The organism is Bacteroidota bacterium, assembly GCA_038746285.1.
Lineage (GTDB): Bacteria > Bacteroidota > Rhodothermia > Rhodothermales > JANQRZ01 > JANQRZ01.
In genome coordinates this window covers 135,443-158,651 of the sequence record JBCDKT010000001.1, presented here as the reverse complement: position 1 = coordinate 158,651, position 23,209 = coordinate 135,443, and the positions used below count along the sequence as shown (strand labels likewise).

16 protein-coding genes are annotated in these 23,209 nt (G+C 69.1%); 7 read left to right on the top strand and 9 right to left on the bottom strand.

What is annotated here, in order from left to right; translation table 11 throughout:
- Positions 1-3: 3 nt before the first annotated feature.
- The 7 genes from AAGI91_00655 to AAGI91_00625 all read right to left on the bottom strand — a co-directional run bounded on the left by AAGI91_00655 (position 4) and on the right by AAGI91_00625 (position 8,867).
- Entirely contained in the window at positions 4-3,210 is a 3,207-nt protein-coding gene (locus AAGI91_00655; GenBank protein MEM1041115.1) for a type I restriction endonuclease subunit R, read from the bottom strand.
- Between the two features lie 145 nt (positions 3,211-3,355).
- Complete coding sequence (locus AAGI91_00650) at positions 3,356-4,441, bottom strand: hypothetical protein (protein ID MEM1041114.1); 1,086 nt, start codon at positions 4,439-4,441, stop codon at positions 3,356-3,358.
- 21 nt (positions 4,442-4,462) lie between these two features.
- The gene (locus tag AAGI91_00645; protein ID MEM1041113.1) at positions 4,463-5,644 is read right to left on the bottom strand and encodes a restriction endonuclease subunit S; all 1,182 of its coding nucleotides are present in this window, start codon (positions 5,642-5,644) and stop codon (positions 4,463-4,465) included.
- On the bottom strand, positions 5,637-7,265 hold the full coding sequence (locus AAGI91_00640; protein MEM1041112.1) for a class I SAM-dependent DNA methyltransferase: 1,629 nt from the start codon (positions 7,263-7,265) through the stop codon (positions 5,637-5,639). Before AAGI91_00640 ends, AAGI91_00645 begins: the two co-directional genes overlap by 8 nt.
- Positions 7,266-7,351: 86 nt before the next feature.
- Positions 7,352-7,804, bottom strand: a complete 453-nt coding sequence (locus AAGI91_00635) for a DUF3368 domain-containing protein (protein ID MEM1041111.1) — start codon at positions 7,802-7,804, stop codon at positions 7,352-7,354.
- A complete protein-coding gene (locus AAGI91_00630; GenBank protein ID MEM1041110.1) occupies positions 7,801-8,049 on the bottom strand; it encodes a UPF0175 family protein in 249 nt (82 codons plus the stop codon). The genes AAGI91_00635 and AAGI91_00630 overlap by 4 nt, the downstream gene beginning before the upstream one ends.
- Before the next feature lie 74 nt (positions 8,050-8,123).
- Entirely contained in the window at positions 8,124-8,867 is a 744-nt protein-coding gene (locus AAGI91_00625; protein ID MEM1041109.1) for an SDR family oxidoreductase, read from the bottom strand.
- 44 nt (positions 8,868-8,911) lie between these two features.
- Here AAGI91_00625 and AAGI91_00620 point away from each other — a divergent pair, with 44 nt between their 5' ends.
- The 3 genes from AAGI91_00620 to AAGI91_00610 all read left to right on the top strand — a co-directional run bounded on the left by AAGI91_00620 (position 8,912) and on the right by AAGI91_00610 (position 15,008).
- A complete protein-coding gene (locus tag AAGI91_00620) occupies positions 8,912-9,073 on the top strand; it encodes a hypothetical protein (protein MEM1041108.1) in 162 nt (53 codons plus the stop codon).
- Positions 9,074-9,323: 250 nt separating this feature from the next.
- On the top strand, positions 9,324-12,632 hold the full coding sequence (locus AAGI91_00615) for a right-handed parallel beta-helix repeat-containing protein (GenBank protein MEM1041107.1): 3,309 nt from the start codon (positions 9,324-9,326) through the stop codon (positions 12,630-12,632).
- Positions 12,633-12,737: 105 nt separating this feature from the next.
- Entirely contained in the window at positions 12,738-15,008 is a 2,271-nt protein-coding gene (locus tag AAGI91_00610; protein MEM1041106.1) for a T9SS type A sorting domain-containing protein, read from the top strand.
- Positions 15,009-15,090: 82 nt separating this feature from the next.
- Here AAGI91_00610 and fdxA read toward each other — a convergent pair whose 3' ends face one another.
- Positions 15,091-15,453 (bottom strand): ferredoxin FdxA, encoded by a 363-nt coding sequence (gene fdxA, locus AAGI91_00605; GenBank protein MEM1041105.1) that lies wholly within the window; start codon positions 15,451-15,453, stop codon positions 15,091-15,093.
- A 151-nt stretch (positions 15,454-15,604) separates the two neighbouring features.
- Between fdxA and AAGI91_00600 the strand changes: the two genes are divergently transcribed.
- Positions 15,605-16,279, top strand: coding sequence for a hypothetical protein (locus AAGI91_00600; protein ID MEM1041104.1), 675 nt, complete (start codon positions 15,605-15,607; stop codon positions 16,277-16,279).
- Between the two features lie 120 nt (positions 16,280-16,399).
- A complete protein-coding gene (locus tag AAGI91_00595) occupies positions 16,400-16,645 on the top strand; it encodes a CsbD family protein (protein MEM1041103.1) in 246 nt (81 codons plus the stop codon).
- Between the two features lie 68 nt (positions 16,646-16,713).
- Here the strand turns inward: AAGI91_00595 and AAGI91_00590 are convergent, their stop codons facing one another.
- A complete protein-coding gene (locus AAGI91_00590) occupies positions 16,714-19,554 on the bottom strand; it encodes a T9SS type A sorting domain-containing protein (GenBank protein MEM1041102.1) in 2,841 nt (946 codons plus the stop codon).
- 194 nt (positions 19,555-19,748) lie between these two features.
- Between AAGI91_00590 and AAGI91_00585 the strand changes: the two genes are divergently transcribed.
- Together AAGI91_00585 and AAGI91_00580 are read left to right on the top strand one after the other, a co-directional pair.
- Positions 19,749-20,321, top strand: coding sequence for a sigma-70 family RNA polymerase sigma factor (locus AAGI91_00585; protein MEM1041101.1), 573 nt, complete (start codon positions 19,749-19,751; stop codon positions 20,319-20,321).
- A 30-nt stretch (positions 20,322-20,351) separates the two neighbouring features.
- On the top strand, positions 20,352-23,204 hold the full coding sequence (locus tag AAGI91_00580) for a serine/threonine-protein kinase (protein ID MEM1041100.1): 2,853 nt from the start codon (positions 20,352-20,354) through the stop codon (positions 23,202-23,204).
- Positions 23,205-23,209: the final 5 nt, after the last annotated feature.

The window sequence follows — 23,209 nt, the reverse complement described above, 5'->3', positions numbered from 1 at the left end:
CTACTATGACGCAGCCGTGGTCGAGGCGAGCACCTCGGCCTGGTGGATGACGGTCTCGACGGCGCTTTCCTGCTTTTCGGGGGGGTAGCCGTGGCGGCGGAGGAGGCGCTTGACGCGAGCGCGCATCCGGGCGCGCACGGCCTCTTTCTTGGTCCAGTCAATCGTGGCGGAGCGGCGGATGGTGTCGGCGAGGCTTTTTGCGATAGCACCGAGCGCATCGTCGTCCATCACATCGGTGACGCCGTCCTGAGCCGCGAGGGCGTCGTAGAAGGCAAGCTCGTCGTTCGTGAGGCCCAGTTCAGCCGCCCGGTCGGGGAGTGCGCGGATCGTCTTGGCTAGCTCGATCAACTCGGCGATGACCTGCGCCGTCTCCAGCGAGCGGTTGTGGTAGCGGTTGAGCGTGGCCTTGAGGGCCTCCGAGAACCGGTCGGCCTGGACCACGTTCTGGCGGCGCTGGCTGCGGATCTGGTCGCGTACGATTCGCTCCAACAACTCCCGCTGCAAGTTCTCGTGCGGGACGGCGCGGACCCGCTCCAGAAACGCATCCGACAGAATAGAGAGGTCGGGATGTTCGAGCCCGGCCATCTCGAACAGGTCGACGACCTCGTCGGTGTGGACGGAGGCCGAGACGAGGCGGCGCAGCGCGAAGTCGACAGCGCGCTTGTCCGAAGCCCCTGCGCCGCCCGTTTTCTTCTGCTTGCGGACGCTCTGCTGGAGCTGCTCGTAGAGGGCGATCTCGTCGCGGAGGTCGCGGGCGGCTTCGAGGTGAAGGGCTAGTCCGGCGGCCTTGCGGAGGCTCGCCATCGCGTCGTGGTACCGCTCGGGGCCGGTGCGCTCGCGTCCCCGCTCGTCGGTGGCGGTACCGAGCCCGAAGAGGTGGTCGAGGGCTTCGTTGTAGACCTCGACGCGCTCGGTCTGGCCGCCTTCAACGTAGCGGTCGCGGAGGTCGAACCCGTGGAAGAGGTCGCGCACGCGCCCGACGGCGGTGCGGAGCGCGCCGAGCGCCTCGTCGATGGGGAGGGTGGGCTGGTCGTTGTAGCGGCTGTAGGTCTCGACGGCTTTGCGGAGCGGGTCGGCCAGCCCGATGTAGTCCACGATGAGACCGCCGGGCTTGTCGGCGAAGACGCGGTTGACGCGGGCGATGGCCTGCATCAGCGAGTGACCCTGCATCGGCTTGTCGACGTAGAGCGTGTGGGCGCTCGGCACGTCGAAGCCGGTCAGCCACATGTCGCGCACGATCACGAGACGCAGCGGGACCTCGGGGGCGGGCGGGGGCTGACCCAGTTCTTCTGCCTGCTGCCGGGCCTCGGCGTTGCGGCGCTCGACCTCGCCGATGGGTTCCTTGAACCGCTTCTCGATGACCGCCCGCCGCGCCTTTGAGCGGACGTGCTGCGCGATGAGCGCCTCGTCGCTGGCCGAGCCGGTGATGACGACTTTGATCTGCCCCTCCTCGTCCTTGTCCGAGTGCCATTCCGGGCGGAGCTTGACGATCTCGCGGTACAGCTCGGCGCAGATGCGGCGGCTCATCCCGACGACCATCGCCTTGCCTTCGAGCGTCTCGATCCGCCGCTCGTAGTGCGCGACGATGTCCTTCGCCACGACGCGGAGCCGAGCGGGCAGCCCGACCACCGCTTCGAGCTGCTTCCACTTGCGCTGGATGCGCGCCACGTCGAAGATTTCCTGGTCTTCGGTCACCTCCTCGAAGCCCTCGTCAAGGAACGACTCAGCCTCCTCGGGGAGGTCGAGCGTGGCGAGGCGGTTCTCGTACGAGAGCGGTACGATCACGTCGTCGGCGATGGCCTCGGAGATCGTGTAGGTGTCCACGTAGTCGCCGAAGACGTTCGAGGTGGAGCGGTCGCTGAGTTCGAGGGGCGTGCCGGTGAAGCCGACGAACGTGGCGTGGGGCAGGGCGTCGCGGAGGTTTCGGGCGAGGCCGTCGGTGAAGTCGTAGTGGCTGCGGTGGGCCTCGTCGGCGAGGACGATGACGTTGCGGCGCTCGGTGAGCACGGGCATCGCCTCGTCCTTGCGGGTGCCGAACTTCTGCAGCGTCGAGAAGACGATGCCGCCGGCGCGGGTGGCGAGCAAGTCGCGGAGGTGCTCGCGGGTCTCGGCCTGCTCGGGGGCCGGGAGGAGGTCGCGCACGGCGGCGAACTGCCCGAAGAGCTGGTCGTCGAGCGCCGTCCGGTCGGTGAGGACGAGGACGGTGGGCGTCTTGAGCGATGGGGTGACGAGGGCTTTGGCGGCGAGGAAGGCCATCGAGACGCTCTTGCCGGAGCCTTGCGTGTGCCACACCACGCCGCCGCGGGCGGAGTCTTCGGCGATGGCGGTCTTGATCTCCCCGAGCGCCCGGTTGACGGCGCGGCGCTGGTGGTCGGCGGCGAGCTTTTTGACGAGGCGGCCCGAGTCGGGGTCGGTCTCCCAGACCTGGAAGTGGCGAGCTACGTCGAGGAACGCGGCGGGCGCGAAGAAGCCCTCGACGAGCGTGCGGAGCGCGGGCGCAGCCTCGGGGGCGACGCTCCCGTCGGGCATCGTGCGCCACGGCCCGAACCGGCGCAGCGGCGCGGTCAGGCTGCCGACGTGCGCCTGCCGCCCGTCCGAGAGCACGAGCGCGACGTTGTAGACGAACAGGCTCGGGATCTGGTCTTTGTAGGTCTCGAACTGCTGCCACGCGTCGGCCAGCTCGGTCTTGCTCCCGGCGACGTTCTTGAGTTCGGCCACGGCCACGGGCAGGCCGTTGAGGTAGACCACGAGGTCCGGGCGGCGGACGTTGCGGTTGGCCGTCTGCTCCTCGACCGTGAGCTGGTTGACGACGAGCCAGTCGTTGGCCTCTGCGTTGTCGTAGTCCACGAGGCGGACGCGGGCCCCGCGCGTACCGTGCTCGGTGCGGACCTCGACCTCGACGCCGCGCTGGAGCTGGCGCGTGAACCGGCGGTTGGCCTCGTCGAGCGCGGCCGACTGCGGCTGGAGGACTTCGCGCGCGGCGAGGTCGAGGGTGTCGGACGAGAGGTCGGGGTTGAGGCGTTGCAGCGCCGCGCGGAAGCGGCGTTCGAGGACAACGCCCGCCGGCCCGCCGCGCTCGTCCTCGACGGCGAGGCCGGGCTGGTAGGCGTAGCCGAGTCCTTCGAGCGTCTGCCCGGCGGCCTTCGTTTCCCCGGCGAAGTAGGCGATGGCGGCCTCTTCGACCGTGTTCTCGGTAACACGTTGGCTCATGGATAGGCGGTTTACTCCGACATTTTACTCCGACCCGGAAATGTCGGAGTAACGACCGGAAACTTGTAATGCTGCCTTATGGGTGCGCAGGGCAAGGTTTACTCCGACACAGCGCGTCGGCACACAGCATCGAAGAATCGAAAGATCATCCCCACGGCGAACGCGAAGCGTCGTCGAGCGGCCGGGTGAATCGGGTCCAGAAATGCCGGGCTGCGCCCTCTGCATCCACGACCTGTCCAGGCTGCGTCGAGAAGTCCATCCCGGACAGCGCGAACGCAAGGCCGCCATCGGTCTCCGCCACGTTGACGTAGTCATTCATCGAGTTGTTGGAAAATCCCCCGCCCCGCCCGCCTTCGAGATAGGCGATTTGTTCTGCTCCCATCGAGTCGGAAATCCAGATGCGGCAGCGGCTGCGTGCCTGGCCGTTCTCGAATACGGTCGCACGGAAGGCGCGCGAGGACTCGGTCTCAAGGTCTACGTCGAGTGCCGGGTCAGACTGACGTAGGCGGTCGCCGGCATCCTCGAAATAGGAGACGATGGTGCTGAAGCCGTCGCGGACGAAGCGGTGCTTGTCGAGGTCGGTGGCGCGTGCCCGGCGGCGCGGCATCGGGATGTCACCGAAACGAGACGGTACAGGCTCGTGGGTGTCGGCGTCCGGCAGAGTAGGGGCTGTCTGCTCTGCGGAAGCGTCCGTGCTTTGCGCCGGAACTTTGCCGAGCACATCGCGGCGGATCGTGGCGTCGAGCGCGCGGCGGACCTTCCTCTTGAAGTCGTCTACAGCCTCGTACGTGCCGATGAGGCCGGAGCCTTCGAGCCGCTGGCGGAAGGCCTGCACCTTCTGGAACTGCTCTACCTCGCGGTCGGTGCGCGGGAAGAAGGGACGCTCGCAGAAGTAGAACAAGATCGGCGGTTGGCCCGTCTGCTGCCACCGTGCGTAGGCGCGGTCGAACTCCTCCTCGGTACCGGACTCGGCCTCGCCGGTGGGACTCCCGAATCGCTTCCACATGATGCCGACGAGGATGTCAAAGTCTTCGCCCATCTGGTCGAAGACGAGGCCCTGCGCGCGGCCCATCGCGGGGTAGGTATCGCGCTCCCACCGGAGTACCTCGACATGGACGCCGTCGAGGCTGTGGCTGAGGTCGGCGGCGACCTCATCGAGGGCATCGCGCTCGGCGGTGACATCGCCGGGAGAGGCCGCGAAAATGCGGACGTGGGTTTTCTGAGTAGGCATCGATGAGGCCGTGTTTCGAGATCAAATGAGGTCGTCCAGTGTCTCGGGTACGCGGAGGCGACCCGAGATCAGCTCCGGCAGCAGCTCGTCCCGCAGCGCCGCCAGTGTCCGGCTCTGCTTCTCATTCGCTACGATTCGGTCGTAGAGCGGGCGAGCCACGGTTTCAAACTCAGCACGTAGCTCAGCCGGTGGGACGGCCATGAGCATAGGACGAAAGCCTCGCTTGCTGATTTCCTTGAACGTAGTTCCGCCTGCGCGCCCGACGATCCGGTCCATGTTGGCGCGGAGCCAGAAGAGAATGAAAAGGTTGCTGAACTCGTCGGATGGCGGGAAGGCGATATAGCCCTGGTTGACGGCAACAGGAATCTCTGCGATGGCGAGGTAGCCGACGGGAGCGCGGGAGGACATCAACACCGTTCCCGCTGGAAGTAAGCCAGAACTGATCTTGGCAAGCCCTGCCTCGGTGATCTGGCGAGCGGTGTCGAGCAAGACCGGAGTATCCAGCGAAGAGAGGTCTTTGGGTGTGGTCCAGTGAACGGAACCTCCATCCCAGAACTCAGCCACCTTGGTACTCGGCGTGGAGCCGCCGACCGTTTTGAGTACGTCCCCGATGGGCCGGACCACCCACCCCTCCGGGATGGCTCTGAGCGGCGTGCCGGAGTCCACGAGCGGCCCCTGCCCCTCGAAGGCCACGAAGCGCTGGCGGAAGAGCGAAGCTGCGAGCGCCTCCAGCGTCCGGTTCATCCGCCGGTTCAGCGCAATCCGGTCGTCGAGCAGCCGGAGCACAGAGGCGATCCGTTGCTGCTCCTCCGGCTCAGGAATAACGACGCGCTCCTGGTGCAAGTGATTTCGGTTGATGCCGGGAACTGCCGCCTTGTCCGTGTACGCTTCAAAGTTCAGAGTCCGCAAAAAGTAGGAAATGAACAGCGGATCGTTTCCATGAAAGGATCGGACATAGAGCGCCGTGTTGAGGGGCCAGAAATTCTCTTCGATGTAGTAGACCTCGCCGATTGTACCATATCGCCCAGTAACGACCCCGGGGGCATCGACCTTCGCCTCGTTGTGATTTCCCGAATACCCCGAAGACGAAATTACAGGGACCGGTCCCTCGCGACGGGAGCGCTTGGGGAGATCGTATCCACGCTTCAGCGTAACGACATCGCCGAGGGCGGACTCTGACCAGCCTTCGGGAAGATCAGGCATCCTCAAGCAGGCTAAGTACGTTCTCGATTGTCGGGTCCATCTCTCGCGCTTCGGCTAGTTGCTCGCGGACCTCGCCGATCAGCCGCTGGATCGCCTCGCCCACCGGTTCGCCCTCCCGCTCCACCGTCGCCACGCCCACGTAGCGCCCCGGCGTGAGCACGAACCGGTTGCGCTCGATCTCGTCTCGCCCCGCGCTCTTGCAGAAGCCGGGCACGTCGGCGTAGTCGCCGTCGGCGTTGCGCCAGGCGTGGTAGGTCGCCGCGATCCGCCCGATGTCGGTCTCCGGCCCCGGTCGGGCGTCGTCCTCGCCGGTCAGGATGCGGTGGACGCGCGTCTCCATCGTCCCCATCTCGCGGGCGTCGATGAAGAGCACCTCGCCGGTGCGGTCGCGGAGCGCGGGGCGGCCGGTCCGCTCCAGCCGTCCTTTGTGCTTGGTGAGGAACCAGAGGGAGACGGGGATCTGCGTCTGGTAAAAAAGCTGCGGCGGCAGCGCCACGATGCAGTCCACGACATCGGCCTCGACCATCTTCCGGCGGATGGCCCCCTCGCCTCCGGTCGAGGTCGAGAGCGAGCCGTTCGCCATCACGAAGCCCGCCGTGCCGGTGGCGGTGAGGTGGTGCAGGATGTGCTGCATCCAGGCGTAGTTGGCGTTACCCACCGGCGGCGCGCCGAAGCGCCAGCGCACGTCGTCGCGGAGCTTCTCGCCGTGCCACTGGCTGATGTTGAACGGCGGGTTGGCGAGGACGACGTCGGCGCGGAGGTCGGGGTGGAGGTCTTCGCGGAAGGTGTCGGCGTGCTTGTGCCCGAGGTGGGCCTCGATGCCGCGGATGGCGAGGTTCATGCGCGCCAGCCGCCACGTCGTCGGGTTGGACTCCTGGCCGTAGACCGAGACCTGGTCGCGCCGCCCGTCGTGCGCCTCGATGAAGGCGAGGGACTGCACGAACAGGCCGCCGGAGCCGCAGCACGGGTCGTAGACGCGGCCCTCGTAGGGTTCGAGCATCTCGACGAGCAGGCGCACGACGGAGCGGGGCGTGTAGAACTCGCCGCCGCCCTTGCCCTCGGCCGAGGCGAAGCGCCCGAGGAAGTATTCGTAGACGCGCCCGAGCACGTCGGTGTCGCGGTGCTCACGGCTGCCCAGGCCCAACTCCGAGAACCGAACGATGAGCTTGCCGAGGTTCTCCTTGTCGAGCGCGGGCCGGGCGAAGATCTTCGGCAGCGCCCCCCGGAGTTGCGGGTTGGCGTCCTCGATCGCCACCATCGCATCGTCCACGAGCGTCCCGATCTCGGGGCGGAAGGCGTGCGCCTTGAGGTGCTCCCACCGCGCCTCGAGAGGCACCCAGAAGACGTTCTCGGCGGTGTACTCGTCGCGGTCTTCGAGCACCATCTCTAGCTCCGCCTCGCGCTCCGCCTCGGGGACGAAATATTCCGAGTGGGGGTCGGCCACGGCGGCGGCCAGTTCGTCGCGGCGCTCGGTGAACGCGTCGGAGACGTACTTCAGGAAGAGGAGCCCGAGGACGACGTGCTTGTACTCGGCGGGGTCGAGGTTGGAGCGGAGTAGGTCAGCGGCGTCCCAGAGCACAGACTCGAAGCCGAGCGCGGGACCGGTAGACGGAGGGGACATGAGCCGAGGAGCGAAGGTGGGAGCGGAAGATAACGGCGCGCACGGAGCGGCGATCTCCCGATCTTGCCTTCCGATTCGCCGCGCTGCTACGCCTCGCCAGCCGCGTGGAGCACCTGCTCGTAGTGCCGTTTGCTCAGCCGGAATCCGTGCGCGCGGATGAGCGCGTCGAGAAGGGGTCGGACCTCCGCGATCCGCCCGGCGGCTTTCGCCGCGAGCAGGAGGCCGGCGGTCCCCGTCACCGAAAGGCCAAGCTCTCGTGCCACCCGCCGACCTTTTTTCTCATCGATGAGAAGCTGTACATCGTCGTAAGACTCGGCCAGCGCAATCGCCTCGGCTTCGCCGCGGTCGACGTGCTGCATCAGAACCTCGACGCGGGCCGCGTCGGCCTCTTCGACGAGTAGCCAGGGTGGACGGCTCCCGAACTCTTCGACAACAGCCGGTGGCGCATGAACCGTGAAGAGCGCAGGCAAGAGGTTGATCTGCCCGATCCGGTCGAGGGCGATCAGGCACGACGTGTCGGTGACGACGAGGTCGGTCACAGCCGCCGGTCCTCTCTGAAACGGCGGACGAAGGCGAGGTCCTCGTCGAGCATCTCGTCCGTGTAGGTGTAGGCCGAGATGCCGCGCGCGTGGAGGGCGTCGAGGAAGGCGCGGTACGAGAGGCCCGCGATCTCAGCAGCCTTACCGACCGAGACCTCTTCTTCTTGGAACAGCCCAAGCGCGAGTGCGAGTCGCGCCGTTGCAGGGTCGAGACCTGGCGGAAGAGAAACGTTCAGCGTGTCCATCGTCATTCGGTATCTCGGGATGGCGTAGGTACGCGTTTACCGAGAGCGAGTGCCCGCCCGACGACGGGGCAACGCTACATCGCCTGGTCGGTGGGCATGACGAGGACCTCGTGGACCGTTGCGCGCGGCGGGGCAGCGAGGGCGTAGCGGATCGACTCGGCGATGTCCTCGCTTTCGAGCGGGGTCACCTCGAAGCTGGCCATCGCCTCCTGGAACTCGGGGTCGGCAATCGCCTCGGGGAGCTCGGTCGCTACGGCACCCGGCTCGATGGAAGTGACGCGGATGCCAAAGGCGGGGCCTAGCTCGCGGCGCAGCCCCTCGGAGAAGGCCGTGACGGCGTGCTTGGTCGCGCAGTAGACCGCGCCGCCGGTGAAGAGCCGCCGCCCGGCGACCGACGACACGTTGACGATGTGGCCGCTCTTCTGCTCGGTGAAGTGTGGGAGCGCGGCGGCGGTGCAGTAGAGCACCCCGTTGATGTTCACGTCCACCATCTGCTCCCACTCCTCCACGCGGACGTTCTTGACGAACGAGAGCGGCATCACGCCCGCGTTGTTGATGAGCACGTCGAGCCGCCCGAAGGCGTCGAGGGTCTGGTCGATCAGGTTCTGGCAGGCGGCGCGGTCGGTGACGTCGGTCTCGACGACGAGGGCGCGGCCGCCGGCGTCTTCGATCTCGGACTTGAGCGCTTCGAGGCGGTCGGTGCGGCGGGCGGCGAGGGCGACGGCGGCCCCTTCGGAGGCAAGGAGACGGGCCGTGGCTTCGCCGATGCCGGACGAGGCGCCGGTGACGATGACGGTGTGGTCGGAGAGCTGAGACATGGAGGATAGGGTTGGGTGAGAAGGGACGGGGCCAACCGGCGGGCGTGGCGCGGGGTTTCGGCACGAGCGGGTCGCCGGCGGTGAGGCCGAGGCGGGGCCGCCACGAGACAACCCTCGACGGAGCGGTGCTGCCGAGCGGGGTCGGCCTCGTCCGGCTCGCTACCGGCGGCGCGGTGCACACCGAGCGCGTGACGCTCGCGCAGTAGACCGGAGCTTCTCCCGGTCAGCGAAAGCAGGGCAGGCTCCACCGAGTGCTTGGCCTGCTCTGCGTGAGCCAAGCGTTGACTAGGCCCGAACGCCAATGTGTGATCTATGGTTTGGGAGTCAAAGGCGCTACGGGTTTGCGCCGGAAGCGTATGACAAAGCTAAGTTTTTTAACGCCTGGTGACTTATTCTTCGCTACTCGTCCCGGTGCTTCGGCCTCGGGCCTTCTTTCCCTACCCCCCGAGCCAACCCATGCGCCGACTCCTCACGCTCCTCTGCTTCGCGGCCCTGCTCGCCGCCCCGGCCTCCCACGCCCAGCAGCGCTCCACCCCCGCCCTCGATGCCGAGGCCGCGCTCGAGGCCCGTCCGACCGCCCGCCCGGCTACGGAGCGCCCGGTCTACTACCGCTACGACGAAGCCCTCGGCGGCCTCGTGCTGAACGAGGCGGGCCGCGCGGCGTCTGCTGCCTTCCGGGCCGACCTCCCGGCCGTGGCTCCGCGTGCGCCGCGCCGCGCCGCAGACCGTTCGGCTCGTGTGCCGCCGGTGCCGGTCTACCGAGGATCTTCTCTCGTTCTCACCGTCGATGCGGCCTTTGACGACGGCGGAGGGGACGCGAATCCGGGGGACGGCGTTTGCGAGACCATCAGCTTCCCCGACGAGTGCCAGCTACGCGCAGCGATTGACGAGGCTAATGCCGCGACTGGCCCCATCACCATCGAGTTTGCCATCGACGACGGCCCCACAGGCTCCGAGATCGCCCCCGGCGTGTGGCAGATCCAAGTCGAATTCGTCTCGAGTATGGGTCCCGACCCGCTCCCGAGAATCGAAACGTCCGACGTGACCATCGACGGGCTGACCCAGCCGGGGGCCTCCTGCGGCGACCTCGTCTCGGGACCGAAGCACGACCTCCGCGTCGTCCTCGACGGCAGCCTGCTCTCGTTCGGGGATGGCCTGAGCAACTTCAACGAGCCGGGGATGACGGTGCGCGGCCTCGTCATCCAGAACTTCCCCGGGATGGGCATCCGAGCGTTCAGGGAGAACTCTCTCGCTGAGTGCAACTACGTCGGCACCGACTTCACCGGCGAGGCGGCCGCCGGCAACTTCGACGGCATCGAGGTCAACGGCACGACGCAGAACAACCTCGTCTCGGGCAACGGCAACATCGGCATCATCCCCTATCCGTTCGAGAGTGGGATGATAGTCCAGCGCAACCTCGTCGGGAGTGACGCCGACGGCAACCAGCCTCTCGGCAACGGTTCCACCGGAATCTGGGTCTCGGGCGACAACGCCGACATCAACACGAACCTCGCCTCAGCTAACGTCTTAGAGGGCATCTTCCTTGGCCTCGATCCGGGCGAGCACGGGGCGGTGCCCTCGGGCGTCGTGCTGACCAACAACACGGTCGGGCTGACCAAGAACCGCGGGGTCGGCCCCGGCGGCATGGGCGCGTTCGATGGTATCCTCGTCGAAGACGACGATACCTTCGAGGACTTGGTGGACAACGACATCGGGCTACCGGGCGCGGGCAACGGCAACTTCGTCGGCAACAACACATTCGGCATCTCCGTCATCGGATCGGGCGTGTCGGACACCCGCATCCGAAACAACACCGTCGGGCTGGCCCTGAACGGGAACGCCGCACCCAACGGCTCCGGCGTCTTAGTCGATGGTGACGACCCGCTCGGTACACGGATCGGGGGGCTCGCGGCGGGCGAGGGGAACGTCATCTCCGGCAACGTCTTGAGTGGCGTCTTTCTCGGTGGCGGCATCAGCACCCACGTTGAGGGGAACACCATCGGCCTCAACGCCGCGGGGGCGGTCCGCCCCAACGGCCAAGTCGGAGACAACCTCCAAAATAGCGGCATCGACGTCTTCGACAGCTTCGACCCTGTGATCCGAGGCAACACCGTGAGCGGCAACAACGGCTCCGGTATCCGTTTCGCCGGCCCCCTCCGGGGCGATGCCGGTGGGACGACCGCTGCTCGCTCCAGCGCTGCCTTCGTCGTGTCGGACAACCGCATCGGCACCACCGCCGACGGCTCCGCCGCCCGCCCCAACGTCGAGTCCGGCCTCGTGCTCGGCAACAGCGCCAGCCTCGCTACCGTCTCCGGCAACACGATCTCCGGCAACACCGACACCGGCGTCTTTCTCTTCGGCGGCGTCTCGGGCGTCGTGCTCGAAAACAACTTCATCGGCACGAATGCCGCGGGCGACGACCTCGGCAACGGCATCCCCGGTGAGGACGGCCTCGCGGGCATCTTCTGCCAGAGCGCCTCCGGCGTCCGCATCGGCCAGAACTTCCAGCCCAACACGATCCGCTTCAACGAGCGCGACGGCATCTTCCTCAGCGGTGGGTGCTCCGACATCGCCATCGTCGGCAACGTCATCGACTCCAACGGCCAGCTCGCGGTCGACCTCGCCCCGGACGGGCCGAACCCGAACGACGCGGGCGACGGCGACAGCGGGGCCAACGACCGCCTCAACTTCCCCGTCATCACCTCGGCCGAGAACGACGGCTCGAACTCCGTCATCGCCTGGACCCTCAACGCCGAGGCCAACACCACCTACGAGCTGCTCTTCTGCCGCAACGCCGCGCCCGACGCCTCGGGCTTCGGCGAGTGCGAGACCCCGAACGCGCTCGCCACGACCACGACCAACGGGAGCGGCAACGCGAGTGGCACCCAGACGCTCGGCGCGAGCGCGTATCCGGCCGGCTCGTTCGTGACGGCCAACGCGACCGAGGTCGCAGGGACCCTGCCGCAGGGCTACCGCAAGACGAGCGAGTTCGCCGCCTCGGTCGAGGTCGAGGACGCGGGCCTCTCGGGCGAGATCACGATCGACGCCACGCCGACGAGTCCGCTGACCGTCCCGCGCGGCGGGCAGGTGTCGTTCACCTACGTCGTCGCCAACGGCACGGCCAACCCGGCCACGGGCCAGTCGTGGTTCTCGGCGGCGCTCCAGAACGGGCCGACGCTGGCCGAGGGGGTGATCACCAACGGGACGCTGCCCTCGGGGCAGCAGGTGACGGTCCCGTACGTGCAGCAGGTGCCGGGCAACGCGCCGGTGGCGACGTACGACTTCTGCCTGCGCGTGGGGCTGTTCCCGAACGTGGTGATCGACGAGGACTGCTTCGAGATCGTGGTGACGCCGGCACGGGCGGCGAGCGGTGCCGAGGCGTGGGCGGCGCTGGAGGTCGGGCCGTGGGTGCCGGAGCCGATGGCGGGAGCCAAAGAGGCTGACGAGGCCGCTGCACCGGAGGCCGATGCAGTCGAGGCCGCGTCGGGCGCAGCGGTGCCCGAGACGGTCGAGCTGGCCGGGGCGTATCCGAACCCGTTCGGCCGGGCGGCGACCGTGGCGTTCGCGCTGCCCGAGGCGCAGCACGCGCGGCTGGCGGTCTACGACGTGCTCGGGCGCGAGGTGGCGCGGCTCGCCGACGGCGAACTGGAAGCGGGTCGGCACGAGGCGGTGCTCGACGGAGCAGCGCTGCCGAGCGGGGTCTACCTCGTCCGGCTGGTCGCGGGCGCGGACGTGCGGACCGAGCAGGTCACGCTCGTGCGCTGAGCCTAGCCTTCGGGACCGAACGGCCGGCCGCTCCGCTTCGGCGGGGCGGCCGGCGTGCGTAGGCGGCCCCGTGTATCTTGCCGCCCTGTTCAACGCCCCGTACCGATGCGCTACGCCGTCCTCGCCCTCCTGCTCGCCGCCGCGCCCGCGCTCGCCCAGCCGGCGGGCGACTGCCCCTACCCCGTCCTCTTCCTCCACGGCTACACCGGCAGCCAGGAAAGCTGGGTGCCGTTCACGAACGAGCCCACCGTGAACGCGATCTGGGGGCCGCGCGCCGGCGTGTTCCACGCGGTCCTCAACGCCTACGAGAACGAGGAGCGCATCGCCGGGCCGGACGGCGTGCTGGACACCCCCGACGACGACGTGCTGGTCCAGTTTGCGAACGAGGATAACGCGCTCGCGCCGGGGTGCCTCTACGCCTCGAACTTCGAGAACTTCTGGAACGAGAACCCCTCAAACCCACTCATCGAGATCAACAGCGGCGACTCGCCGGGCGGCTTCTTCGCCTCGGAGTCGGACTCGAACGAGGAGTCGGGCTTTAAGCAGGGGTACACGCTCGGGCGGATGATCGGGCGTGTGCTCGCGGCGAACCCGGGCAAGGAGAAGGTCGTCCTCGTCGGGCACTCGATGGGCGGGCTCGTGGGGCGGGAGTATTTGCAGCGGCGCGAAGGCGGCGTGCCCCGGTGGTGGGTCGAGCCGGGCGAGGCTGGGGGCCACCGCGTCGCCAAGCTCGTCACCGTCGCCACGCCGCACCGGGGGAGCAACCTCTTCGGCAACCCCTTCCCCTTCGCCGACTCGACTGCGGCGGATTCCACCGTGCAGCGCGACGACACGCCGGACATCAACTCGTCGGCCACGCGCGACCTCCGGTACAACTACTTCTGCTTCTTCTGCTCGTCCCCCGGCCCCTACCTCTTCGGCGGCGACGAGGGCAACGGCTTCGGCTGGCACACGGACGACATCAACGGCGACGGCGACGACAACGATGTCATCACCGGCATCAACATCCGGGGCCAGAGCCAGGGCTTCGGCGACGCCTGGGACGGGACGACCGATAACCCCGCGATGCCGCTCCCGACCGACGTGCGCTACACCTGGATCACGAGCGACGTCGGCACCTCGGGCGACCTCGTGGTGGACCTCCAGCGGCAGTGGCTCTACAGCGGCTCCGTACCCGTCCCCTCCGACGGCACCCCCTACCGGATGACCGACACCCTCCTCACCGACCGCTTCCACCTCGACCTCCAGGAAGACACGGACACCGTGATCCGCGGCCTCGACGAGGGCGACTATCCGGCCTTTGCCTACGACATCGCGCCGGGCACGACCTACGCCGGGACCGCGACCGTCCGCTCGGTGCAGGTCCCGGACGGCGTGCGGACGACCGACCCCGACTGGTACCGCGTCCAGACGACGGGCGGCGCGGCGACGGTGACGCTGGAGCCGAGCGCCGGGCTCGGCGGGCGGCTGGACTTTTATGACATCGCCCCTGGCTCGTACGCGACGGGGGACGCATCCCTCGGCGTGGACTTCGCGCCGGGCACGGCGAGCCTCGCCATCCCCGACGTGGTGCTTCCGGCGGGGACGTACTTCGTCCGCGTCCGCCACGACGGCACCGGGCCGAGCGACTGGCGCCAGCCCTACCTCCTGACCGTCACCGAGACCGCCCTCCCCGACTTCGCCGTCACGCTCACGCCGACGGCTCCGGTGCCGGTCGTTCTCGCGCGCGGCGAGCGGGTGTTTTTCGACGCCACGTTCGCGGTCGGGGCGGGCGGGCCGGCGTCGTTCGAGTATTGGACCGAGGCGACGCTGCCGAACGGATCGGTGCGGGGCCCGCTGCTGGGTCCGAACACGGTACTCATCACGCCGCCCGAGACGGTCACGCTCTCGTTCAGCCAGCGCGTCCCGAACGCGGCCCCGCTCGGCGACTACGTCTACACGATGAACGCCGGACCGGGCGGGACCACGCTCGCCAGCGACAGCTTCGGCGCGGCCGTCACCGGCGGTGCACTCGGCACCGACGACGCGTGGCTAGCCTTCGGTGCCGACGGCCAGCGCCTCGCGCCGGGCACCGTCCACGACCTCCGCGCGCCCGAGGCAGCGCGCACTGTAGAAGACGTTGGCCTGCTGCCGAGCTTCCCCAACCCGTTCCGCGCCCGGACGGAGATCCCCTACCGCCTCGCCGAGCGCGGGCCGGTGCGCCTGACGGTCTACGACGCCCTCGGCCGCCGCGTGGCGGTGCTGATCGACGAGACCCGAGAAGCGGGCGCGCACGCGGCTCAGTTCGGCGCGGGCAGTTTGCCGAGCGGGGTCTACGTCGTCCGGCTCGTGGCGGGCGGGCAAGCGCAGACGCAGCGGATCACACTCGTGCGGTGACCCGGTGCTGTTCCAGCGTGCGCCCGCAGCCGTGGTCGGTAGTCGCACTGAACACGACCGTAACAGCGGTCTCGGGCGAGGGCTACTCCGCGCCTTCCCACGTCAGGATGTCTTCCTCGGACTTGCTGCTCCACTGCGGCTCGGCCGCGTACTCGTCGGCCGTCTCCAGCTCGTCCTTCTTCTCGGTGATGTTGTAGCCGAGTTGCTGCCACTGGTCGGCGAGGTAGGCGTTCCACTCGGCGTAGTGCTCCCACTCGCCGGGCAGTTCGTCGTCGGCATAGATCGCCTCGATGGGACACGTCGGGACGCAGGCGTTGCAGTCGATGCACTCGTCCGGGTGGATCGCCAGGAAGTTGGGCCCCTCGTAGAAGCAGTCCACCGGGCAGACTTCGACGCAGTCGGTGTACTTGCAATTGATGCAGGGCTGAGCAACGACGTACGGCATGAGAATGGGAAGTGTTACCCGCAGTGCGGGCAGAGCGGCCTTGTGCCTGAAGGCCAGAAGGTACGCCCGCCGCCCCGGTCCTGATCCTCCGTCACTGTCCCCGACAACTGCGATTCCGATGCGTTTTCTGCGATTATCATGCTGCCTACCGTTGCTCGCGCTGCTGCTCACCGCCGGCTGCGGGCCGTCCCATCGGCTGGCCGACTACACCTTCAGCGACCGCAGCGCCGCCGTCATCGCGGCCATCCCGCCGGGGCCCCGCGTGATGAGCGGCTCGTGGAGCGACGCGTTCGTGGATCCCTTTGATCCCATCGGGACGGCCGTCCGCATCGGCACCGCCTCGGCGAAGTGGGAGCAGGCGCGCAAGGCCCAGGCCCGGCTCGACTCGGCGGCGGCGAACGTGGACGTGGCCGAGATCCTGGCTCGCCGGGCGCTCACCGGGAGCGCCCCCATCCTCGGCCTTCGCCCCGTCGACGACCCCGCCGCCGCCGACTTCGTGCTCGACCTGCGGGTCTACGAGATCGGCCTCGTCGCCGACTCGTTCGAGGGCGCGACCTACTTCGCGCTCGAAGCCGACATTGTGCTGCTCGACGGGCAGACGCGGGCCGTCGTCTGGGACGACGAACTCCGCGAGCGCGAGGTACTCACGAACGCCCTCTTCGGGCTGCCCCCGGCGGCGGGCAACGTCGTCACGGCGCGGGCGCTCGCTGGGCTCTCGGCCGAGGAGATGGAGCGCGGCCTGGCCCGCCTCGCCGCCTTCGCCGCCGACCGCGTGACGCAGGCGCTGCGCGAAGACTTCCTGGAGGCGCGCGCTACAGGCTCCTGAGCCACATGCCCTCGTGAATTGCGTAGGTCCCCGGGCACAAAGGTGCTCCTGCATCATATAATATGCACATTCACCCAGTGCGGGTGAACTTCAGCACTTCTCATCTCACACCACACTAGCATGGACCACACGAAAGATCGTCTCGAAGACCGCCTCGACCACGAGCAGGCCGAAGGCCGCAAGGACCAGGCAGCCGGTGCCCTCGGCGAGATGAAGGGCAAGGTCAAGAAGAACGTCGGCGACCTCGTCGGCAACGAGAGCATGGAAGCCGAAGGCCGGATGGAAGAGGCCCAGGGCAAGGTGCAGCGCGAGGCCGGCAACCTCCGCTCCGAGGCCGCCGACCGCGCCGAGGACATGATCGACTGATCGGCGCTGCGCCACCAAACCCTGCACCCCGGCTTGCCTCGGCAGGCCGGGGTGCGGTGCGTCAGGCGTCAGTCCAGCACGGTCAGTCGCCGGGTGTGGGTCTGCCCTGCCGCGTCGAGCCGGATGATGTAAATGCCGCTGGCCAGGCCGCGCGCGTCGAGCCGGACCTCGTGCACGCCCGAAGGCCGCTCGCCGCTGGCGAGGACGGCCACCTTACGCCCGAGCACGTCGTAGACCGCGAGCCGCACCGCGCCGGCGCGGCCCGTCTCGAAGACGAGCGTCGCCGAGCGTCGCACGGGGTTCGGGAAGACGCCACCGAAGCGTACGCCCGCGGGCGTCGCGGCCTCCTCCGCATCGACCGTCTGGCTCGCCACGAACTGGAACGCGTCGCCCGTGGCGAACGGCTTGAAGGTCCGCAGCGCGAGCACGTCGCCCTCGGCCGGGAACGAACCCTCAGGGTCGGTACGCGCAGGCCGAACGATGTACGTCGGCTCCGAGTCGGTGCCAGGGTCACCGTCGAGGTCTTCGTAGACAAAGACGAACTCGTAGTCGTCGAGCCGGCCGTTGGCGCTCTCCTCTCTCGACTCCAGAAATACGAAAGGAGCCGGCCGGTCGAGCGTCGTGTTCTGGACCGTGAAGTTGGTCTCGGTCGCTACGGCCATCGGGGCGCTGCTGCCGGAGCCGAGCGTGAACCCGCCGAAGGACTGCCCGACGAGGTCGTCGTCGAACCGGACCTCGTAGTCGTACGGCGCGGCGGTGCCCTGGAAGACCCACTCGCGCGGGAAGGGAATGTCGATGTTGATCCGGTCGGCGAAGACCTCGATCAAGCCCTCCGGATCGGCCCAGGCCGTTCGGGCCGGATCGACAGCGGCTTCGTCCTCCAGCACCACCAGCCGCAGCCCATCGAAGAGCGGCCCCTCCGACCCGTCGCTGGCGACGGGGACATCGCTGAGCACGAGGGCGCCCGTTGTCAGGTTCGTCACGTCGTAGGCGGTCCCGGTCGGCTCCGCCTTGAACGCGACGCGGTAGGTGTGCTCGGTGAGCGCGGCTGCGTCCACGACGCGGACGGCGAGCGTCCCGGTCCCCAGCCCCTCGAACGTCGGCGGCAGGGCAATCCCGTCGCGCTCGTTCTCGACGGCGAAGGGAGCCGTGATGTCAGTGCCGACGGCGGCACCGTCGTCCGCCTCGGCGCGGAGCTGGTAGTCCGGCGCGTTGGGCAGCGGCGCGGTGTCCCACGCGAACGTGCCCTCGGCCGGGAGGTCGCCCGCGAGCGGCAGCCACGGCCCGCCAGCCGTGCGGTACGAAAGCGCCACGACGGGGTCGTCCCCGTCGGCGTCGGCGGCGGTCCAGGTCACGGGATAGACGCCGGACACCGTGCCGGGCTGCGGCTCGCCGAGGACGACCTGCGGCGCGGCGTTGCCGGCCGAGTCGAGGCGGAACCGGCCGGACGCGGCCGAGCCGAGACCGCCGGGACCGTAGGCCGTGACACGGACCTGGTAGACGCCCGCGGGAAACGACGACGCGTTCCAGATGTAGCCGCCGTCGTTGGGCTCGTCCCTGGCCAGCGGCGTCCACGTCTGCCCGAAGTCGTCGGAGTAGTCGAGCGCTACGCGGAGGTCCTCGCCCTCGGCCGTCCACGCGACCTCGACCGTCCCGTCCTTCACCACGTCACCGTCTCCTGGCGACGTAATCGCCACTGCGGTGCCGCCGCTGAGCACATACCCGTTGCGGACGAACCCGCGCAGCACGTCGATCCGCCCCTCCGCCTCGGCCCGGTCCTCGCCGAAGACGAGCGCGGCGACGACCCGCTGCGACGAGAGCGCTGGAAGCGCGAACGGCCCGGCCGAAACGATCAGGTCGCCGTCGCATCCGCCGCTCAACGCGCAGCGTTCGATATCCTCATCGTTGGCCCCGTCGCGGGTGAGAATCTCGAAGAGCCGGTCGTCGTCGTCCATCCGGACCGCGCCGGGCGGATCGAATCCGAACACCCCCGTCATTCCGATCTCCACTCCGCCAACGGTCGGGGTCTGGAGCAGCGCGAGGCCCGCCACGCCCACGGGCTGGCCCTGGTTGCCGCTGTTGTCGAAGTCGAGCCAGTAGCCCACGTCGCGGTCGAAGTCGTACTCGATGAGGTCGTCGACCGAGTCGCCGTCGCCGCCGGCGAGCGTGCCGAGGACAAAACCGAGCGCGGCGGTGTCGAGCGGCTTCGGGCTGGCGTTGTAGACGTCGTAGACGTAGACCACGGCGTCTTCGAGGAGGGGGTCGCGCCACGCGAGGACGCGCTGGGCGACGACGAGGCCGAGGCCGCCGCGCTCGGGGTTGGCGGGGTCGGGGACGTAGTCGAACTCCTCGTCGGGGTTGTCGGCGTAGTGGCTGTAGAGCTCGACGCCGTCGATGAAGGCGTCTTTGCCGAGGAGGCCGTTCCACGCGCCGGGCCAGCCGGGGTCGTCCGCGTCGCCGAGCCGGTCCGGCCACACGTCCGGCCACGACGCCGGGTCGTCGCTGCGCGCCCAGGTCTCGCTCTCCGGGTTCTGGTAGGATGGCACCGCCTCGAACCCCCAGAAGACGCTGCTCTGTCCCGGCGGCCCGTCCTGTCCGGCACGCGGCGAGCGCGAGGTCACGACGTTCTGCACCGTCATCCCGTTCTCGTCCGTCACCTCCGCGCCGACGATGAGTTGGAAGTCGCCGAGGTAGAAGTCGTCGGAGCCTTTGGGCCAGTTGCCCCGGACCTCGCCCACGCCGCCGCCGAGGCCGTAGTTGAAGTGCGTGATGGCGACGCGGTTGGCGTCGATGAGCGTCTTGCGCTCGGCGTCGCGCTCGCCGCGTTCGCCGCGCGGGACGTACTGGGCCGCCGCCGGGGCGCAGAGCGCCGCGAGCAGGCCGGTGCATAGAAGCAGTCGAAGAAGCATAGGTAGGGTATATGTGATGAGGCCGCCGGCACAACCCGCCGCCCGCCGCGCCGTTCCGAGGCGCTGCGACCGAACCCGTGTCTTAACCTCGCGCCCCTTGTGTTCCGGCCGGAAGTGCCGTAACGTGGGTACCTTATATTTTGTAGTCAACACGCCCCGTCTTCTGGCACTGCCGCTAGGGAAGGATACGTCGCATGGGACCTGATGGTGAAGTCACCCGGCTGCTCGAGACGCTGCGCAACGGAGACCGCGGCGCCATCGACGAGCTGTTCCCGCTGGTGTACCGGGAGCTGCACGCCCTCGCGCACCGCCAGCTCGGGCACCGCCGCCCCGGCCAGACGATGAACTCGACCGCCCTCGTCCACGAGGCGTACCTCAAGCTCGTCGGGCAGTCCGAGGGCCGGTGGCAGGACCGGCAGCACTTCTTCGCCGTCGCCGCCACGGCGATGCGGCACATCATCGTGGACTACGCCCGCCACCGCCGGGCGCTCAAGCGCGGCGGCAACGCCCGCCCGACCCTCCTCGACGAGGAGCGCGTCGCGGTCGAAGACAAGGCCGACGAAATCCTCGCGCTCGACGAGGCCCTCGTCCACCTCAGCGCCCTCGACGAGCGGCTGGCGCGCACCGTCGAGCTGCGCTTCTTCGCGGGCCTCTCGATCGAGGAGGTCGCCGAGGTGCTCGACCTCTCGGCGCGGACCGTCAAGCGCGACTGGCGCAAGGCCCGGGCCTTTCTCTACCAGATGATCAGCGAGGAGAACGTGGCCTAAGCCGCCCTCCGGCTCACCCTTTTGGTCCCCATGCCCACGATGAGTCCCGAGCGCTGGCAGCGCCTCGCGTCGCTCCTGGACGACGCGCTCGACCTAGCGCCCGAGGCGCGAGACGCGTTTCTCGACACGGCCTGCTCGGACGACCCAGACCTCCGCGCCGAGATCGAGGCGCTCGTCGCGGCCGACGAGGAGGCGGGCGGCTTCCTCGACGACTCGGCGGCGGGCTTCGCCGCGACCCTCCTCGAGGACCTCGAACGGGCCACGGCCGGGCCGCAGCCCGAGTTCGGAGCCCTCATCGGGCCGTACCGCATCGTCGAGGCGCTCGGGCAGGGCGGCATGGGGACGGTCTACCTCGCCGAGCGGGCCGACGGGCAGTTCGAGCAGCGCGTCGCGCTCAAGCTGATCCGGCCCGGCATGGACCGGCGCGAGATCATCCGCCGCTTCCTCCAGGAGCGCCAGATCCTCGCCCGCCTCCAGCACCCCAACATCGCCCGCCTCCTCGACGGGGGCGTGACCGAGCCCGAGCCCGGCCAGGGCCAGGGGCAGCCCTACTTCGCGATGGAGTTCGTCGAGGGCCAGCCGATCACGACCTACTGCGACCGGCACCGCCTCACGGTCGAGGACCGGATCCGGCTGTTTCTGTCCGTCGCCGAGGCGGTCGCCTACGCCCACCGCAACCTCGTCATCCACCGCGACCTCAAACCGTCGAACATCCTCATCGCCGAGGCCGGGGCCGGCACGCTCGGCGACGGCACCCCGCGCGTCAAACTCCTCGACTTCGGGATCGCCAAGCTCCTCCACAAGGACGACGCCGAGGAAACCCTCATCGAGACTCAGATGGGGCTCCGCGTGATGACGCCGGAGTACGCCGCTCCCGAGCAGGCCCGGGGCGACGCCGTCACGACCTCGACCGACATCTACGCGCTCGGCGTGGTGCTCTACGAGCTCCTCACCGGGCACCGGCCCTACGCCTTCGAGCGGCGGTCGGCGAGCGAGATGGAGCGGGTGATCTGCGAGACCGAGCCGCCGCGCCCGAGCACGATCGTCGGCCAGACCGAGGAGGTGCGCCGCTCCAGCGGGACCGTCGAGACGATCCGGCCGGACGAGGTGGCCGCGGCGCGCCGCGCGCCCCTCACCGTGCTCCGCCGCCACCTCGCGGGCGACCTCGACACAGTCCTCCTCAAGGCGCTCCGCAAGGAGCCGCACCGCCGCTACGCCAGCGTCGAGGCGTTCATCGACGACGTGTGCGCGCACCTCGAGGGGCGTCCGGTGGCGGCGCGCAAGGACTCCCCCGGCTACCGGGCGCGGAAGTTCGTCCAGCGCCACCGCGTCGGCGTCGCGACGGCTACGGTCGCCCTCGTCCTGCTGACGGCCGGCTTCGCCGTGACGCTCTCCCAGGCCCAGGCCCTCAAGCGCGAGGCCGCCCGCACGGAAGCCGTCATGGGCTTCTTCCTGGACATCTTCGAGGTCGCCGACCCCAATACGACAGCCATCGACAGCGTGACGGCCCGCGACATCATGGACCGGGGAGAGCGGCTGATCGACCGGTCGCTGGCGCAGGAGCCGGACCTCCAGGCGGAGTTCATGGGCGTGCTCGGCGACATCCACGCCAAGCTCGGGAGCTACGACCAGGCCCAGCAGTTGTACGAAGCCTCGCTCGTCCTGCGCGAGACGGTCTACGGGCCCAACCACGTTCTCGTCGCAGCCAGCACCCACGCGCTCAGCGAACTCGCCCTCTCAGCAAGCGACTACGACGAAGCGGAGACCCTCGCTCAGCGCTCGCTCGCCATTCGCCGCGCCGAACTCGGCGACCGCGACCCAGCGACGGCGGCGAGCATGGCCGTGCTCGCGCAGGCGCTCCACCGCAAGGGCGACTACGACGCGTCGTCCCGCCTCTTCGCCGACGCCCTCGCCATCACCCGCGCCACGCTCGGCGACGAGGACGAGCAGGTCGCCGCCGTGCTCACCAACTTCGCCATCGTGCGCCGCCGGCAGGGGGCCCACGAGGAGGCCGAGGGGCTCGCCCGCGAAGCCCTCGCCATCCGCAGGGCCGTGCTCGGCGAGGACCACGTCGAAACGATGACCTCGATGAACAACCTCGCCGTCATCCTCCGCCGCCGCGACCGGCTCGACGAGGCCGAGCCGCTCTTCCAGCAGGTGCTCGCCTTCGACCTCGAACGCCTCGGCGAGGACCACATCAACACGGCTACGGTCACGAACAACCTCGCGAACGTGCTGCGCGACCGGGGGCGCTACGACGAGGCCGAGCCGCTCTACCGGAAGGTGCTCGCCTTCGACCTCGAAGAGCTTGGGCCGGAGCACCGGTACGTCGCCCTCGTCAAGCACAACCTCGCCTTCGTCACCCGCGCCCAGGGCGACTACGACGAGGCGGAGCGCCTCAGCCGCGAGTCGCTCGCCCTCTACCGCCGCATCCACGGCGACGATCACCCGGACGTCGGCATTGGCTACGCGGCGGTCGCCGACGTACTGCGCGACCGGGGCGACTACGACGGGGCCGCTCCGCTCTATGAGCAGGCCGTGGCCACGCTACGGGCCGGGCCGGAAGCCCCGGAGGCGCTCGCCACCGCCCTGCTCGGCCAGGGCCGGATGCTGGACGCGCAGGGCGCAGCGCGCGAGGCCGAGGCCCCCCTCCGCGAGACGCTGCGGCTGCGCGAGGCCGCCTTCGGCACCGATCATGTGCGCACGGCCGAGGCCCGCGTAGCGCTCGGCACCTGCCTGATGCACCTCGGGCAGACTGAGGCTGCGCGCGTCCTCCTCGACACCGGCTACGTCACCCTCCGCGCCCGGCGCGGCGACGACCACCGCCTCACGCGCCGCGCTCGCACCGCGCTGGCCGAGCTAAACACGCTCACCAGAAGCTAGGGCAC